At 46.5% G+C, this 15315-nt stretch carries 16 protein-coding genes; 11 read left to right on the top strand and 5 right to left on the bottom strand.

The genetic code is table 11. From position 1 onward, the window contains the following. Window positions 1–47 precede the first annotated feature (47 nt). From HYR79_01470 to HYR79_01460, 3 genes are read right to left on the bottom strand one after another with little or no spacing between them, the layout of a single operon-like run. The gene (locus HYR79_01470; GenBank protein ID MBI1820356.1) at window positions 48–938 is read right to left on the bottom strand and encodes a site-2 protease family protein; all 891 of its coding nucleotides are present in this window, start codon (window positions 936–938) and stop codon (window positions 48–50) included. Continuing rightward, complete coding sequence (locus HYR79_01465; protein MBI1820355.1) at window positions 935–1117, bottom strand: hypothetical protein; 183 nt, start codon at window positions 1115–1117, stop codon at window positions 935–937. Before HYR79_01465 ends, HYR79_01470 begins: the two co-directional genes overlap by 4 nt. Before the next feature lie 21 nt (window positions 1118–1138). Continuing rightward, window positions 1139–2512, bottom strand: coding sequence for an FAD-binding protein (locus HYR79_01460; protein MBI1820354.1), 1374 nt, complete (start codon window positions 2510–2512; stop codon window positions 1139–1141). A 149-nt stretch (window positions 2513–2661) separates the two neighbouring features. On the opposite strand from HYR79_01460, the gene HYR79_01455 reads away from it, so the two are divergent. Genes HYR79_01455 through HYR79_01425 form a run of 7 tightly spaced genes read left to right on the top strand, consistent with a single transcriptional unit; the run spans window position 2662 to window position 9418 of the window. Continuing rightward, entirely contained in the window at window positions 2662–3675 is a 1014-nt protein-coding gene (locus HYR79_01455; GenBank protein MBI1820353.1) for a tetratricopeptide repeat protein, read from the top strand. Next, the gene (locus HYR79_01450; GenBank protein MBI1820352.1) at window positions 3672–6455 is read left to right on the top strand and encodes a tetratricopeptide repeat protein; all 2784 of its coding nucleotides are present in this window, start codon (window positions 3672–3674) and stop codon (window positions 6453–6455) included. Before HYR79_01455 ends, HYR79_01450 begins: the two co-directional genes overlap by 4 nt. A gap of 3 nt (window positions 6456–6458) precedes the next feature. After that, window positions 6459–6803, top strand: coding sequence for a hypothetical protein (locus HYR79_01445; protein MBI1820351.1), 345 nt, complete (start codon window positions 6459–6461; stop codon window positions 6801–6803). An 8-nt stretch (window positions 6804–6811) separates the two neighbouring features. Beyond that, a complete protein-coding gene (locus HYR79_01440; GenBank protein ID MBI1820350.1) occupies window positions 6812–7453 on the top strand; it encodes a MotA/TolQ/ExbB proton channel family protein in 642 nt (213 codons plus the stop codon). A gap of 17 nt (window positions 7454–7470) precedes the next feature. Then, window positions 7471–7950 (top strand): biopolymer transporter ExbD, encoded by a 480-nt coding sequence (locus HYR79_01435; GenBank protein ID MBI1820349.1) that lies wholly within the window; start codon window positions 7471–7473, stop codon window positions 7948–7950. Between the two features lie 17 nt (window positions 7951–7967). Then, window positions 7968–8429: a biopolymer transporter ExbD gene (locus HYR79_01430; protein ID MBI1820348.1), complete on the top strand. Its 462-nt coding sequence runs from the start codon at window positions 7968–7970 to the stop codon at window positions 8427–8429. Continuing rightward, window positions 8426–9418 carry an AgmX/PglI C-terminal domain-containing protein gene (locus HYR79_01425; protein MBI1820347.1) on the top strand — a complete coding sequence of 331 codons (993 nt, stop codon included), beginning with the start codon at window positions 8426–8428 and terminating at the stop codon, window positions 9416–9418. The genes HYR79_01430 and HYR79_01425 overlap by 4 nt, the downstream gene beginning before the upstream one ends. 16 nt (window positions 9419–9434) lie before the next feature. On the opposite strand, the gene HYR79_01420 is transcribed toward HYR79_01425, so the two are convergent. Together HYR79_01420 and nfo are read right to left on the bottom strand one after the other, a co-directional pair. Next, window positions 9435–10691 carry a hypothetical protein gene (locus HYR79_01420; protein MBI1820346.1) on the bottom strand — a complete coding sequence of 419 codons (1257 nt, stop codon included), beginning with the start codon at window positions 10689–10691 and terminating at the stop codon, window positions 9435–9437. Window positions 10692–10822: 131 nt separating this feature from the next. After that, the gene (gene nfo, locus HYR79_01415; GenBank protein MBI1820345.1) at window positions 10823–11689 is read right to left on the bottom strand and encodes a deoxyribonuclease IV; all 867 of its coding nucleotides are present in this window, start codon (window positions 11687–11689) and stop codon (window positions 10823–10825) included. Window positions 11690–11795: 106 nt separating this feature from the next. Between nfo and HYR79_01410 the strand changes: the two genes are divergently transcribed. From HYR79_01410 to HYR79_01395, 4 genes are all read left to right on the top strand, one after another. After that, window positions 11796–12170 (top strand): phage holin family protein, encoded by a 375-nt coding sequence (locus HYR79_01410; protein MBI1820344.1) that lies wholly within the window; start codon window positions 11796–11798, stop codon window positions 12168–12170. A gap of 160 nt (window positions 12171–12330) precedes the next feature. Next, the gene (locus HYR79_01405) at window positions 12331–13440 is read left to right on the top strand and encodes an efflux RND transporter periplasmic adaptor subunit (protein ID MBI1820343.1); all 1110 of its coding nucleotides are present in this window, start codon (window positions 12331–12333) and stop codon (window positions 13438–13440) included. 7 nt (window positions 13441–13447) lie between these two features. Next, complete coding sequence (locus tag HYR79_01400; protein ID MBI1820342.1) at window positions 13448–14128, top strand: ABC transporter ATP-binding protein; 681 nt, start codon at window positions 13448–13450, stop codon at window positions 14126–14128. Between the two features lie 29 nt (window positions 14129–14157). Next, entirely contained in the window at window positions 14158–15315 is a 1158-nt protein-coding gene (locus HYR79_01395; GenBank protein ID MBI1820341.1) for an ABC transporter permease, read from the top strand.

The following is a 15315-nucleotide window of genomic DNA, read 5'->3' as shown; positions in this document are numbered from 1 at the left end:
CCGTTTGATTAAGGTCACAGAGAATTATGAGGAAGGATCATTGCAGTTTAGGAAAAAGGCACTGGAATAAACGTCCCGATAAAAATAAATAACGACGCCCACCCTATAAAGATTCGGGTCTTATTTAACCGAATTTCCTGATCTGCAAGAGGGGGGTGCCGCAGGCCGATAAAAGCTCCCAAAAGCCCCCAAATCCACCAACCCGGCCACCCCAAAAATCCGATCACTATTAAAAGTATGACCGTCAAAATTGATATCAGCCGATGTCTTCTTCCGGCTAACGCGTAAATCAGATGTCCTCCGTCCAACTGCCCAATGGGAAGAAGGTTGAGGCTGGTGACAAATAGCCCCAGCCATCCGGCAAAAGCAATCGGATGGAAATCGATACCATAACCCTGGGGAAGAGACCCAATCAGCTGATTGACAAAAAAATAAAAAATGGGAGAACTCCCTATAGAAAGGTCGTGCGGTTCCGGAGGTCTGTTGATCACCTCCGAAAGAGGAATGCCGACCGCGAGCGCCGCGCAGGACAATACAAACCCGGCAATGGGGCCGGCTACGGCGATATCAAACAAGGCGTTTTTATATAAAATCGGAGAACGCATGCGAATAAAGGCTCCAAAGGTGCCAAGCAAAAAAAGGTACGGCGGAGCCGGTATAAAGTAAGGGAGCGACGCATCAACCCCGTAATAACGGGCGGCGAGATAATGGCCCAGCTCATGGGATAACAAAATGAGCATCAGCGTAAACGAAAACGAAATCCCCCTGGTCATGTCCCACGGATGCTGAAGAGGATTTGCTCCGACAAGAAACGCTCCCGCGAATAAGGTCGTAATGATCGTGAGGACAAAAAGAAAAAGTGGCAGTCCTATCTTTTCTTTCTTCTTTTCGGTAACAACCGCAGAGGCCGGGAGGAAACTTTTTAGACTTTTTATCATGACCCGCTCTTCCGAACCGATGAAACGTCCTCCAGCGGGAGCTCCACCCATTGCAGAGGCGTTTGCAGACTAAGGTTTTCCTCAGAAGCCCCCATGAGTATTCCTTTATAAAGGATTCCATTGGAAATGACTTCAACCGGTTGTCCTCTTAAAATCTCGATTTGATCTTTCATGATCATCGTTTTATTTTACCCTTATCTTCAGAAGATTTTCCCCGGATTAAGTATTCCGTTCGGATCAAAGGCTTTTTTAATGTTTCTTAGCAATTGAATCTCCGCCGGCCCCATTTCAAGGAACAAATAAGGCCTTTTGGTCAGCCCGATTCCATGCTCGCCGGATAAGGCCCCCCCCAGCTTGAGGGTCAGCTCAAAAACCTCTTTAACGGCCTGTTGAGCTTTTTCCCATTCATCTCTGTTTTTTGGATCGGCCATGATATTCACGTGCAGGTTGCCCTCCCCCGCATGCCCAAAGCTGACGATGATCAACCGGTATTTTTCAGACAGGCCGTCTAATCCGCAAACCATTTCAGCAATTTTACTTCGTGGAACCACGATATCTTCATTGATTTTTGCCGGTTTTAATTGATATAGGGATTGAGATAAGGCTTTTCTGGCTTTCCAGATCTTCTTTTTATCCTCCTCCGCTTCAGCAACTTCAACCCAAATGGCATGGTTTTCCCGGCAGAGCGCGGTCAGTTGTTCCGCTTCATCCATAGCGGTTCGTTTAGACCCGTCGGTTTCGATCAATAAGATCGATTTGGCCTCTTTTGGCAATCCAAACCGGCTGTGGGCTTCTACAATTTTCAAAGAAGCTTCATCCATGTATTCCAGGACAGAGGGCCTGAATTTTGAACGAATAATGTGTGAAATGCACCGGGCGGCGGCCTGAATGCTCGGGAACACCGCAAGAAGACTCTGGCGATACTCCGGAAACGGCAGAAGTTTTAAATTGGCCTGGGTCACAACCCCCAGTGTGCCCTCGGACCCGACCATTAAACGGGTCAGATCATAGGCAACGGCCCTTTTTACCGTTTTTCCCCCGGTCCGCACCATTTCCCCTGTCGGAAGAACAATTTCAAGACCCAGCACATAGTCACGTGTCCCCCCATACTTTACAGAATGGGGACCGGACGCTGCCTCGGCAATGTTCCCGCCGATCGTACAGAAATCAGAACTCGTAGGATCGGGCGGATAATAAAGCCCTTTTGCTTGAACGGTCCGATGTAATTCGCCAGTGATCACTCCCGGCTCCACAACCGCCATTAAATTGTCTTCATCAATTGTCAGGATTCGATTCATCCGTTCCAGAGAAAGAACAATTCCCCCTTTCACTGGAACCGTCCCGCCGCTAAATCCGCTTCCCATTCCCCGGGGAACAACAGGAATCTTTTCCCGGTTGGCAAAGATTAGAATTTTTGAAATTTCCTGCGCGGAAGTCGGACGTACCAACACATCCGGAATGGACTCAATCCGGGTTGCGTCAAAACCGTAACAGATCAAATCTTCTTTTTCTGAAGAAGTCCAGGGCCTGGGAAGAATTCCCTCAAGTTGTCTCAACTGTTGAACCGACAGCATAGGGACATCATAGCAAACCCATAAAACACATACAATGCCAAACAAAACAGCTTTTGCAAACACGTTATTCATTGATTTTTTTGATGTTTTACGCTACGCTGAAATCATTCGTTGTCCCTTTTAAACCACAACAGAGACCATTTAACCGATTGAAGGCTTTCCCTCTTTTTTTACTCTTTTCCCTTTTAGTGATCGTCCCATCCCTTCAGGCTCAGGAAGAACAGGACGAAACAGGCCCGTCCTCCAAAATTTTTTCTGAATTCCGGGCTCAAATTGAAAGATACAGAACCGCCGTAAACGAACCCCCTTTTCAGACCATGCTCTCCGATCCGGCTTATCTGAAATATGAGACCAGTTTAAGCTTTTTCCGAAACGGCGATGGTTATTCCGCCATCCAAACGTTAGAAAACCTCGTGGATTCCAAAAAGACTCCGGAACTTTTAAAAAAAGAAATTCACGCGACCCTGGGATATATCTTTTTAGAACAAAAACGCCCTAAAGAAGCCATGGAGGAATTTATTTTAATTGAAGATGAAACCGATTTTAAAGAAAAGGCTCGATTCGGAATCGCCTGGAGTTTTATGGAAATGGAAGAATATGTGAAAGCGATTGCTCTATTTGAAGATTTGACCGCGGAATTTCCAAACGGAGAGTACGCGTCCGAAAGCTTGTTTAGAATCGGATTTTGTTATTCTAAACTTCTCGCTTTTAAAAATGCCGCAGAAAGTTATCAAAAAGCGCTTCACGTTTATACCCGAAAGATTCAAGATCAGAAAGACCTCATAAACTCCCAGGCTTCCTCAATTCCGTTTAATTTTGAATTCATTTTCAATCAACCTGATACGAAATGGGCGCACAGCCTTCTTGATATGAAAAGAGATGTCCAGGGATTCCCGATGATGCAATGGGCATCTCTCTTTCTGAAAATGGAAGGCCGGCTAAAACAGAAGGACCCTGACTTTAAACGAATTTCGCCTGAAAACCGCCAAAACCTTTTGCAAATCAGAAATAAGATTCATCTTCTTTTCCAAAAATACATCCAGGAGCAACTGCACCAGCAAAAAAAAGTTTTGGAAAATCTTTCGGTTCAAACTTCTATCGCAATGGCCAGGAATATGGTTCTTGAAAAATCCGAGCCGGGCAAGACAAGCGAATCTCCATGAAGGTCATTTACTGTTCACTCATTTTAACCCTCTGTTCTTTAGAATTCGGTTGCGCTGATCAACCCTACACCCGAAAGGTCGAAAATGAAAAAATTCAGAGGGTGGTCTCTAAAGTCATGGAAGAGAAAGCAACCGCGCAAACCTCTCGAGTTTCACAGGATGATCTAACGAAGGAATTCGAGATTTTTCTTGGCCAACTGGATGCTCAGAGCCAACAGCAGGCTGCAGCGCTTCAGCAGCTGGGTCATTTATTCATGATCATGGAAGAAGAACAAATCCGTCAGAATCCAGGCTTGCTCTTTCAGCGGGATGCTCATCGTTTTTCGATCGGAATTTATGAAAGAATCCGTTCCCAATATCCACTGACTCCAGGAATGGACAAGGTCCTTTATCAGCTGGCGCATGGGTATTACGAGGAAAACCAAAAAGAGAAAGCCCTTGCCACTCTCCATGAGCTGGCAACCCGTTTTTCAAAAAGCGGATTTTACCCTGAAACGTCGTTTAGAATCGGAGAAATTTATTTTGACGAAGGGAAATATCCGGAAGCCTCGGAAGCTTACTTCAAAGCTCTGGAGGCCAACCCCGGCCGGCCTTTAACGGAAAAAATCTCCTATAAAATGACCTGGGCTTACTTTAAAATGGGAAACTATCAAAAAACCATCAATCAGGCCGTTAATACCTTAAATCGTTATACCTCTAAAAAAACGGACGGAACCACCCTCCTTGATATTGAATCGCTTTCAGAACCGACCTGGGACCAGGTGAAGGAGCTTCTGCACCTGGCGGTCCTTTCCTTTGATTTCTGGGGAGGCGTTTCCAAGACCCGAAATTATTTTGATTTTCATGGGCATGTCTCCTATGAAAACCTCATCTATCGTCCCCTGGGCCATCTATATTTAAACCGGGGAAAGTTTCAGGAAGCCGCCCTGGCGTTTGAAACCTTCCTATCCCTTTATCCCACTCATGAGGAAGCGCCCAATTTTCAAATGGATTTGATTGAAACCTATCGAAAAGCCGAAAAATGGGACTACGTCAAACGCGCGGGAATGGCCTTTATCGAGAATTACAAGCCGGAAGGCGCCTGGTGGAACGGAAACAACGCTTCGGCTCATGCGAAGATAAAATTGCTCAGAAAGGACCTTCTTTTTCAACAGGCACAAGCCTACCATGCCGAAGCTCAGCAAAACAAAAAAAAAGACGACTACCTTTTGGCGATAAGGAGTTACCAGGCCTTTCTGCGGGAATTCCCGGGCGAAAGAGAAGCGCCTCGCATTGAATATTTTTTAGGCGAGGCGTTTTTTGAAACGGGCCAATTCGAACAGGCCGCGGTTGAATATGAAACCGCTGCCTATCAATATCCGCTTCATACCTATAGCGAGGAGGCCGCTCTTGCCGCCTTGATTTCCCATGAAAAAATCCTGTCCAGGGAACACGAAAAGAATGACACACTCAATCTAAACTTCCTGAAATCCTGCCAATCCTTTTTAAAGGCCTTTCCCGGATCCGATAAAAAATTTAACGTGCTGGTTAAAGCAATGACGCTCTCCTTCCAAAGCGGTCGTCCGTTGGAAGGAAGAGTCTTTGCTCAGCAAGTCCTCACCGCCCCGCTCGAAAAGGCAGGGGTGAATTCCCAGGTTCAGGCCCATTATTTGACAGGGAAAAGTTATTTTGAGGAAAGAAATTATGATAAAGCCGAAATGGAATTTAAAGAAGCCATGCGTTGGACCAGCCGGGCAGATTATCATGATCCGGAAGGACCCGGGGCCAAAACATTGAAAACTTTTCTCGCCTCCATTCAATTTAAAAAAGCGGAAATCTTAAAAAACAGCCTGAAATGGGCGGAAGCGGCAGCAGCGTTTTATCACATCTATGAAGAGTTCCCTGACGGTGAAATCGCGCTGGCTTCCTTGATGAATTCAGGAAGCGCTTTTCTTGAAGTGAAGGACTATCCTTCAGCTGAGAAAGCCTTTCTGGCTGTCAGGGACCAATATCCTCAATCTTCCTTTGTTACAGAAGCAAAGACCGCCCTTGCAAACCTTTTTGAAAGGGAAAATAAATGGAAGGAAGCCGCCCAGGAATATGAATTTCTGATCAAAAATGCCCGGCTCCCTGATCAAAAAAACCGTTTGGCAGACAAACTCTACACGCTTTATTTCAGAGCAAGCGACTGGGCAGATCTTTATCAAACGCTGGAAAGGGATAATAAAACAAAATCGATCGACAATTTCAAATGGCTTTATTTTTATGCGGCTGCCGCCATGAATTTGAAGAAAGAAAAAGACGCGTTTTCAGCAATTGAGAATAACCTGACCGCATTTAACAAAAAAAACGACCACGACCCCGAAGAGGAAGAATGGGTTATGAAATCGGCTCTGTTAAAAGGAGAGATGCTGGCGATCCAATTTGGTTCTATTTTGTTAGCCGATCCTCTTCAGAAAAGTCTTCCGTTAAAAAAGGAAAAATTAAAAGAGGCGATGGAAGCATTCTCGACAGCCGCTCAATCCCGACAACTGGAAATTTCTTCTGAAGCCATTTACCATATTGGAAATCTTTTTGAACAATTTGCCGACGATTTAATTCACTCTGAAAGACCAAAGGATCTGAACGCGGAACAAAATGAAATCTATGAGCAACTTTTAAGAAATCAAATTGACCCTCTCTATCGTAAAGCGGTTGAAGTCTATCAAAAAAATGTTACCCTTAAATTTCAAGGTGATAATGATTGGATCAAAAAAAGCGCGGATCGGCTTTCCCGCCTGCAGGCCGAAGGAAAAGGATAGCGGATGAAAAAAACACTCATATTGACCGCTTTAAGCCTCCTCTTTTTTAACGGGGCTGTATTTTTACCTCGAGACGTAAAGGCGGAAGAAATAGTCCGAATAGCTGAAGCATTTCAAAGGGACTTGGCCCAACCTTCAGGGGACAAGACCGAAGAAAGAAAAACCACCCTGAGGGAATCAGAAATATTGGGAACGCTTGAAAACCCTCAGCTTTCCACCAAGCTTCCGTGGAAAAGTCCTGAAGGCTTAAACGAAAACGCGGCTCCCCTTCATCGGAGTTTTATTAAAGAAATTTTCCGGCCCGTGGCTCCCCTGGAAGACGAAACTCAAAAAATGAAACAAAACTAGGAGTCCTTATGGAAATTTTAACCTTCCTGATCGGAAGTTTTAAAGCTGGCGGCATATTTATGTATGCCATTTTAGGGGTTATGGCAATCGGAACCGCCATTATATTGGAAAGGCTCTTGTCTCTTTTTTACCGAAACCGGGGGAGTGGGAAGGCCCTCTGGCTTTCCGTAAAAGCCCTGGTGGAAAAGGACCGGATAAAAGAAGCATTGGAAATTTGCGAAAAAAAAGGGACATTCCTTTCCCGCATTTTAGCTTCCGGCCTTCAAAAAAGGATGGAATCCTCATCTGAAAAAGAGATTCAAGGCGCGATCGAAGAAATGCTCCTGGAGGTTCAGCCGGCGCTTGAGAAAAGGATTCATTATTTATATGCCCTTTCCAATGTCTCGACTTTGCTTGGGCTTTTGGGAACCGTCACCGGGCTCATTCAATCCTTTACGGCGGTTTCAATTGCAGACCCGAATCAAAAAGCAGCGCTTTTAGCCAGTGGAATTTCTCTCGCCTTAAATAACACGGCCTTTGGCTTGCTTATTGCCATTATTTTAATGCTCTCCTACTCCTTAATGCAGTCCAAAAGCGCTACCCTGGAGGATGAAATTGATGAATATTCATTAAAACTTCTCCACCTGCTAAGCGAGCGGCTTGCGAAATAAAGGAAATCTGGCTTAAAATGATTGACCGTGAAAAAAGAAAAAAAAGAAGAATGCAAACCGATGAGGCCATTCATATCGTGGCCCTCTGGAATTTGATGCTGATTCTAATTCCGTTTCTCCTCCTGTCCGCGACTTTTTCGCAAACTTCCATTTTAAATTTGATGATTCCTTCGCCCTCTCTTGCGGCTCCCGCCAATAAGGTGCCGGAAATTCCCCCGAAGGAACCGATTCGCCTGATAATTAAAACCAACAGTTTTACGTTAAGCCAGGGCCTTTCCTGGGAAAGGGTTATTCCAAATCAAACCAACCGATACGATTACGACGTCCTGGCGTCCGCTTTGCGGGAGTTAAAAGAACGAAATCCAAAAGAAGAAAATATTACTTTATCAAGCTCGTCCCGGATCCCGTATGAAGTCATCATCCAGGCCATGGACCAATGCCGCGAAGCTCAATTTTCTAATATTTCCCTGGGAGACGATCTCCCCGCCGAGAATTAACGGCATGAGGTTTTGTCATGATACGAAATAAAACCCGGCGCCATCTGGAACCCCCCCGTTTAAATCTGACGGCGATGGTGGATGTGTTTACCGTCCTCCTCGTCTTTTTATTAAAAAGCTACGCGACGGAAGGTAACTTAACCGCACCGGTTCCGGTCAACCTCCCCGTTTCGACTGCCAGCACGATCTCCGAAATGACCATCGTTGTCACAGTAACCGAAAAGGCCCTTTTTCTTGAAAATTCAAAGATTGAAGATTCGACTTTTCTGTCGCCAGAAACTGCTGATATTCCAAAGTTTAACGAGGCCTTGAGTTCCTTCCTTCAAAAAATCCCCAATCCTCCCAAAGAAAAAAAAGTGACGATTTTGGGAGATAAAAAAACGCCTTATTACCTGCTGAAAAAGGTTATTTATACCTGTGCCCAAAACGGCCTCAGCGACATTTCCCTGGCTGTATTCCAAAAAGGAGGGGGAGGTTGAATTCCCGCCAAAGCGTCTCTTACTCTGCGGGGGAGCGGGAGTTTCACCTTTTTCTGATCGGGTCCTTTTTATTCTACGCCCTACTGGTTTTTATTATTTACGAAATTCCCATTGAAAATCTCCGCCCTGCCTCACCCAAATATTCCACTCCCCGGAAAATCATCATGGCCATTCCTCCGCCTCCCGCAAAACCCGTACCACTTCCCGTTCGGCCGGAAATTAAAAAGATTCTCCCTGTCCCGATTGTTCCTAAAAAAACTAAAAAACCATCCTCCCCGCCGATGATCCAACCAAAAGAAAAACCTCAGCCCCCTCCCGAATCGCCTGAAGAAATCGAAAGGAAGAGGCAGGCGCAGTTGGCTCTCCAGCAGGCGAGGGAATTAGAAAAAAACAAGGAGATCGCAAGAAATAAATTTGCCTCGGTATTTGGAAACACAACGGAAGAGGTGCTTCGAAACAAAGGGGCCAATGTCATCACTACAAATAAAGGCGCCCCCGCTCTCGTTAAGAAGGAAAATCCAGACGGCATCTCCGCAAACGATTTTCAAGGAATCGATCAAATTCTAAAAGGGATTCCGGGCGGGGAAACAGGGAAAAAGGCCACTCTCGGAGAACATCAGACCAAGCTCCTTTCCGGGGGGGGCGGTGGAAACGGAAGCGGCGGAAACGGACCGGTCGGCAGCACCAGAACCCCTGAAGACGTTGAACGGGCTTTTAATGCTTACATAGGCCGCCTAAAAGCCACTTATGACAAAATCATTCAAACCCGGCCAGATTTCAAAGGGAAGATGAAGGTTAATATCATTATTGCCGCGGACGGGCATGTGGCGAAATGCGAAATTCTTTCAAGCGGTTTAGGGGATAAGAAATTTGAAAGCGAGATCGCCCAGATCATTCAGGATCAGTTTAAGTTTTCAAAAATAATCCAGGGCGAAGAATCAGTCCTCAAAGACCTCAGTTTCAACAAAGACATGAATTCCAACCGATAAAATAATCGTTAATCTGTCATGAACTGCATGCGGGGTGAATTTTTCCTGCCTGAACCACCCCCGCCTGCGCCCCTTTTTCAAGCGAAAAGGATTCATCGAAAAGCACGGTTTCAATCGGAGTGGGATCAGCGGGTGAAAGGCCATATTTTTTGACCAGCCTTTGATGCGCTTTTGGGGCCATAATGTGATAGGTCACTTTAGCTTCAAGGTTTAATTTTTCCCCTCCGGAAGGGACAGGATAAGAAAAAAAGAAATCTCTTTTTTCGAGCGGGTTTAAGCGGTTGTCATAATATTCAAAAATAACCGGCTTCCAGATCAGCCAGCGGCCGATGGTTTTTGATGTGTGCTGGATAACTTTTCCTGCTGAATTCATAACGTTAAATTCTATTGTAAAATAGCGGTCAGGATCACCGGTTGGGAGCTTATGTCCTGCCCCGCCATTATTTAAAGTTAAAATGTAAAGGGCTGTCTCCCCCGGCCGGTATTCGGCCTGAGACGCCTTAAGGTCAACCTGAAGCGCCCGGTGAAGCATTGCTGGCTGGTGGCCGCCCCACCATAAATGCCGACGGACCTCTCTCACAGGCCCCCCGGTCACTAAAGGCCTTTCGATTTTTGGCATGTGACAGTCCTGACAGATCATTCCTTTTTTAGCATATGGACCGTCCTCCCATTCGACCTGCGTATTACACGGATTCCCCCGGTAAAACATAAATTTTTCTTTCGGGACATGATGACAATTAAGGCAGATCTGGGCGGTCCGGAATTTAGGATCAACCTCCGTTGGATGAGGCGCCTGCATGTCTTTAAAGGGACCATAAACCACGCCGTTCCGCACATGGCAGGCGGCGCATGAAATTCCCTCCTCCTGAAAAGCAGGATCAAAGTTGGAATTTTTAACTTTAACCGGTTTTTCAATATCTTCGTTTTGGAATCCGCGGATCAGAAATTCCTGTTGGTTTTCCACCGGGGTATGGCAATTCAGGCAAATCCAGATCTGTTTGTCTTTTTTCCAGTACGCCTGAAAGAAGGGATCTTTCCAGGCATTTCCATGGATAGACGCCTGCCACTCCTGATAGATTTCAGTATGGCAGGTCCCGCAATCGCTCGCTTTTATCCCGGAAATACCGGCCGGAACGACTTGATGCGGAATGGGTTTATCAAACGGAGCAGAAATTTTAAAAATGATCGGTGAATAGACCCATTTAAAATAACTCCAGGTCAGCAGTCCGATTGAAAGCAATCCGGCAAGGGCCCATGTCAGCTTTTTACTCATCTATTATACTCAGGGGCCTGTGCCATAAAGCTTGCTCTCGGCACGTTTCCGCAGTACCGATAACTCTTTTTCGGCAGATGCCCCCGAACCCCTCTCTCGCACAGGCAAAGCCTGTTCCTCGCTCTATTTTATTACGGCCCTGTCGTTTTCAAAACCTGGATCAATTGCCGCAATACAGCCAGGTTTTCCGCATCTTGTTTTAAGGCCTCCTCTTTGGGAGTTTCCAAAACCATGGGAGTGGATTCAAACCGGCGGTCGTTCATTAAAAATCGAAAAGCCTCTAATCCAATAAAGCCTTTACCGATATGTTCATGCCGGTCAACCCGTGAAAGAAACTCTTTCTTCGAATCATTCAGATGAAAAGCTTGAATTAAACCGGTCCCAACGACGCGGTCAAAGGTCTCAAAGGTCCGGTCATATCCCTCCCGCGTCCGAATGTCATAGCCGGCGGCAAAAATATGACAGGTGTCGACACATACCCCAACCCGGGCCGGGGATTTCAGCTGATCGATAATGTGACGCAGATGCTCAAACTTGTACCCGACATTGGTTCCCTGGCCTGCGGTCGTTTCCATCAATACTTTGACGCGAAATCCGGAGGACTTTTCAAAAACCTGGTTTAAACTGTCGGCAACCAGACGGCACCCTTCTTCTTCGCCCACTCCCAGATGGGCACCGGGGTGAAAGACCAGATAGGGGAGATCGAGCATTTCGCAACGCTCCATTTCATCCAAAAACGCATCCATTGATTTCTTCCGGTCGGGTTCTTTAGGGCTTCCCAAATTAATTAAATAAGAATCATGGACAAGAATGGTAAAGCGCCCCCATTGTTCGCGATATTCTTTAAATTGGCTGATTTCTTTTTCGTGGAGCGGCCTGGATTTCCATTGATTGGAGTTTTTGCTGAAAATCTGCAGAGCTTCGCATTGCACCTGCTGTCCCCGTTCAATGGCCAGATGAAGGCCTCCGCTGATTGACATGTGAGCGCCCAATAGCATAGAGTATACCTTTACAAAAAGAAGGTTAATTCAGCAAAAATTATTATGAGGAGAAATCAACAGCGAGTCAAGGTTGATTTTTGGGTCCGCGGTTTAAGGGGGTTTTTTGAGGTTATTTGTAAGATGGCTCATCATATCCGTCGGCATTCTTTTTGCGGGTTATCTGGTCCGCGGCATTTATATTGAAAACCTGTCCACGGCACTGGTCGCCGCCGGAGTTTTAGGCATCATCAATGTTTTTATTCGCCCTGTTATTATTTTCCTGACGCTTCCTTTGAATATTTTAACCCTGGGACTTTTTACTTTTTTCATAAACGGTTTTATTTTTTACTTCATCGGAAACGTGGTTAAAGGAATGGCTATCGCCGACTATTGGTCGGCTTTCATGGGCGCATTGATTGTTTCTATTGTCAATGCCCTTGCACATTTCTTAATTTGGTCTTCAGCTCCTGAAGATCGGCTTTACAAACCCAAAAAATGATCTAAACCTGGATTGCGCCGCAAGAGGGGTTGAAATTACCGCAGAACAACACGACCTCAACCGTTTAAAAATTAACCGGGATAACCCTGGCTCCGAAATTTTTTCCCAACCCAAAAGCCGGAAAAAATCAGCGATTCTCTCGGGAATCGTCCTTCTCATTTTGCTGGTGATTGGCGCTTTTTTTCTTTTCAAGGAGCCGGTTCAACAAGTTCAAGTCGCTACGGTCGTTTCAATGGCTTCGTTCCAGGCCTCTTCGGTCTTAAACGCCAGCGGATATGTCATTGCCATACGAAAAGCGGCCATCGCCTCCAAAGGAACAGGCCGTTTAATCTCTTTAAAAGTTAAAGAAGGCGATCGGGTTAAGAAGGGAGAAGTCCTGGCCCAACTGGAAAATGCGGACGTCATGGCCGAACTTTCCAAAGCACGTGCCAGTTTAGGGGTGGCTCAATCCGCTCGTAAACAGGCAGAAGCGGAAATAAATGATGCTTCTCTTTCGTTCCAAAGGGGAAAAAGCCTCCTTCAGGGGGGGCTCATTTCAAAATCGGAATTCGATGGTTTTGAGGCCCGATACCTTCGGGCTCAGGCATCCCTTAATTCCGCAGAAGCTGGAATTCGAATGGCGGAGGCCGTTATTCGTTCCGGTGAAATCGACGTTGAAAATACTTTTATCCGCGCCCCTTTTGATGGAACGGTCCTGGCAAAAAATGCTGAGGTCGGTGAGGTGGTGGCGCCTTTTGCTTCTTCGGTTTCGGCGAAATCCGCCGTCCTGACGATAGCCGACCTCTCTTCACTTGAGGTCGATGCGGATGTCTCAGAATCCAACATTGAAAAGGTCTTCCCCGGACAGCTTTGTGAAATTGTCCTGGACGCCTATCCCTCGCTCCAGTATAAAGGAAAAGTCAAGACAATCGTTCCGACCGCGGATAGAGCCAAAGCAACCGTTTTAACAAAAATCGCAATTTTAAATCAAGACGACAAGATTCTTCCGGAAATGAGCGCGAAAGTTTCGTTTTTGACCCCTGTTAAAAGCAGCGGATCCGACAGGCAGGTCATTGCGGTCGAACCGGCGGCCCTGGTCACGAAAAATGACCGAAAAGTGGTCTTTTTAATCCGAAATAAAAAAGTCATTGAAACACCGGTTGAGACGGGCTCTCCGGTAGGAGGACGGGTTGAAATAACCAGGGGGCTTCAACCCGGGGATCTCGTGGTGGTTAATCCTTCCGGAAAATTGTCGTCCGGCTCAAAAATCATGATCCAATCAAAGGAATAGAAAAACAATGAACAACGAAACGCCTCTTATTGAGATTCAAAATGTTTTTAAGAGTTACCACCGGAATAGCATTGAGATTCCTGTCCTTCAAGATATTTCTTTTACGGTTCCAAAAGGGGAGTTTTTGGCCCTCATGGGTCCTTCAGGTTCGGGGAAAACGACTTTGCTCAACCTGATCGCGGGAATTGATTACCCGACGAAAGGATACATTCGGGTGGCCGGTACCGAAATTAATCGGCTTGGAGAATCTGACCTGGCCCGATGGCGAGCCAGACACATCGGATTTGTTTTCCAATTCTATAACCTGATCCCCGTTTTAACGGCCCTGGAAAACGTCGAATTGCCGCTTTTTCTGACCCCTTTATCCAAAAAAGAGCGGAGGGAGCATGCCGAAGCTGTTTTACAAATTGTCGGGCTGGCTGACCGGATGCATCATACGCCCAAACAGCTTTCCGGAGGACAGGAACAGAGGGTGGCGATTGCGCGGGCCGTTGTGACCGATCCCACCCTTTTAGTTGCCGACGAACCTACGGGGGACCTGGACAAGGTTTCAGCCGAGGAAATTCTCAATCTCCTCTCCCGGTTAAATAAAGAATTTTCAAAAACCATCCTGATGGTGACACACGATCCCCGTGCGGCGGAACATGCGCATCAGATCCGACGGTTGGACAAGGGAGAGCTTGTTTAATGCCGAATGGGCGTTAAAGAGGGTTTTAGATGGCGTTATTTAGACTTATTTTAAAGAACACCTTCCGGCAAAAGCTCAGGGCGTTTTTAACCATCGCCGGAATTGCCATCGCTATTCTCGGCTTTAGTTTTCTCCGAACCGTCATTTCAGGCTGGTATGGAGGCGTCGAGGCCTCTTCCCAGAACCGACTGATAACCCGGAACGCCATTTCCCTTGCGTTTCCGCTTCCCCTTGCCTATAAAGGTGTTCTTCAGGGGATTCCAGGCGTCACCGGTGTTTCTTACGGCGACTGGTTTGGCGGCGTCTACATTGACGAAAAAAACTTCTTTCCCCAATTTGCGATAGACGCCCCAACCTATTTTGATCTCTATCCGGAATTCAAAGTCCCGCCCGAACAGATGCAGGCCTTTTTGCGTGAACGGAACGCGGCAATCGTAGGGGTTAAACTGGCAACCCGTTACGGATGGAAAATCGGCGATACCGTCCGTTTGCGGGGGACCTTTTTTCCAAGCGACTGGGATTTTGTCATCAGAGGAATCTACAAGGGCGCCGAACCGACCACGGATGAGACGCAATTTTTCTTTCACTGGCAATATGTTGAAGAACGGGAACGGCAGAACGATTCTCCCATGGCCGGTCATGTCGGCTGGTATGTCCTTCGGGTTTCCAACCCTGAATTGGCGGGACCGGTCAGCCAGGCCATTGACCAGCGTTTTAAGAATTCCCTTGCCGCGACTTTGACCGAATCGGAAAAAGCGTTTCAGATGGGATTTGTCTCCATGACTGAATCGATTCTCATTGCCTTGAAAATTGTCTCTTTTTTAATCATCGGGGTCATTTTAGTGGTCTTAAGTAATACCATGGCGATGACCGTTCGTGAACGATTAAAGGAATTTTCCGTTTTAAAGGCCATGGGGTTCAGGCCACGCCACCTTATGACCCTCATTGCAGGGGAATCCCTTTTAATCGCCCTCCTCGGAGGAGGATTGGGAATCGCCGTGACTGCGCCAGCCGTTGCGGTGTTTGCGAAAAAACTTGAAAATTTCTTTCCGCTTCTGAGGGTTGAAACGGCAACCTATTTGGCCTGCCTGTTGACGGCAGTCGGCGTCGCCTTTGGCGCCGCCATCTTTCCGATTTGGCGGGCTATTACCTTGAAAATTGCTGACGGACTACGGAGGATCGGATAA

Source organism: Nitrospirota bacterium (assembly GCA_016178585.1).
GTDB lineage: Bacteria > Nitrospirota > Nitrospiria > JACQBW01 > JACQBW01 > JACOTA01.
This window is presented reverse-complemented; position numbering and strand designations above follow the sequence as displayed.

Bases quoted from the DNA above. Each gene is read 5' to 3' on its own strand.
- HYR79_01465 (MBI1820355.1), bottom strand. From the start codon at position 1,117: ATGATCATGAAAGATCAAATCGAGATTTTAAGAGGACAACCGGTTGAA.
- HYR79_01460 (MBI1820354.1), bottom strand. From the start codon at position 2,512: ATGCTGTCGGTTCAACAGTTGAGACAACTTGAGGGAATTCTTCCCAGG.
- HYR79_01470 (MBI1820356.1), bottom strand. From the start codon at position 938: ATGATAAAAAGTCTAAAAAGTTTCCTCCCGGCCTCTGCGGTTGTTACC.
- HYR79_01400 (MBI1820342.1), top strand. From the start codon at position 13,448: ATGAACAACGAAACGCCTCTTATTGAGATTCAAAATGTTTTTAAGAGT.
- HYR79_01435 (MBI1820349.1), top strand. From the start codon at position 7,471: ATGATTGACCGTGAAAAAAGAAAAAAAAGAAGAATGCAAACCGATGAG.
- HYR79_01430 (MBI1820348.1), top strand. From the start codon at position 7,968: ATGATACGAAATAAAACCCGGCGCCATCTGGAACCCCCCCGTTTAAAT.
- HYR79_01420 (MBI1820346.1), bottom strand. From the start codon at position 10,691: ATGAGTAAAAAGCTGACATGGGCCCTTGCCGGATTGCTTTCAATCGGA.
- HYR79_01440 (MBI1820350.1), top strand. From the start codon at position 6,812: ATGGAAATTTTAACCTTCCTGATCGGAAGTTTTAAAGCTGGCGGCATA.
- HYR79_01395 (MBI1820341.1), top strand. From the start codon at position 14,158: ATGGCGTTATTTAGACTTATTTTAAAGAACACCTTCCGGCAAAAGCTC.
- HYR79_01450 (MBI1820352.1), top strand. From the start codon at position 3,672: ATGAAGGTCATTTACTGTTCACTCATTTTAACCCTCTGTTCTTTAGAA.
- HYR79_01445 (MBI1820351.1), top strand. From the start codon at position 6,459: ATGAAAAAAACACTCATATTGACCGCTTTAAGCCTCCTCTTTTTTAAC.
- nfo (MBI1820345.1), bottom strand. From the start codon at position 11,689: ATGCTATTGGGCGCTCACATGTCAATCAGCGGAGGCCTTCATCTGGCC.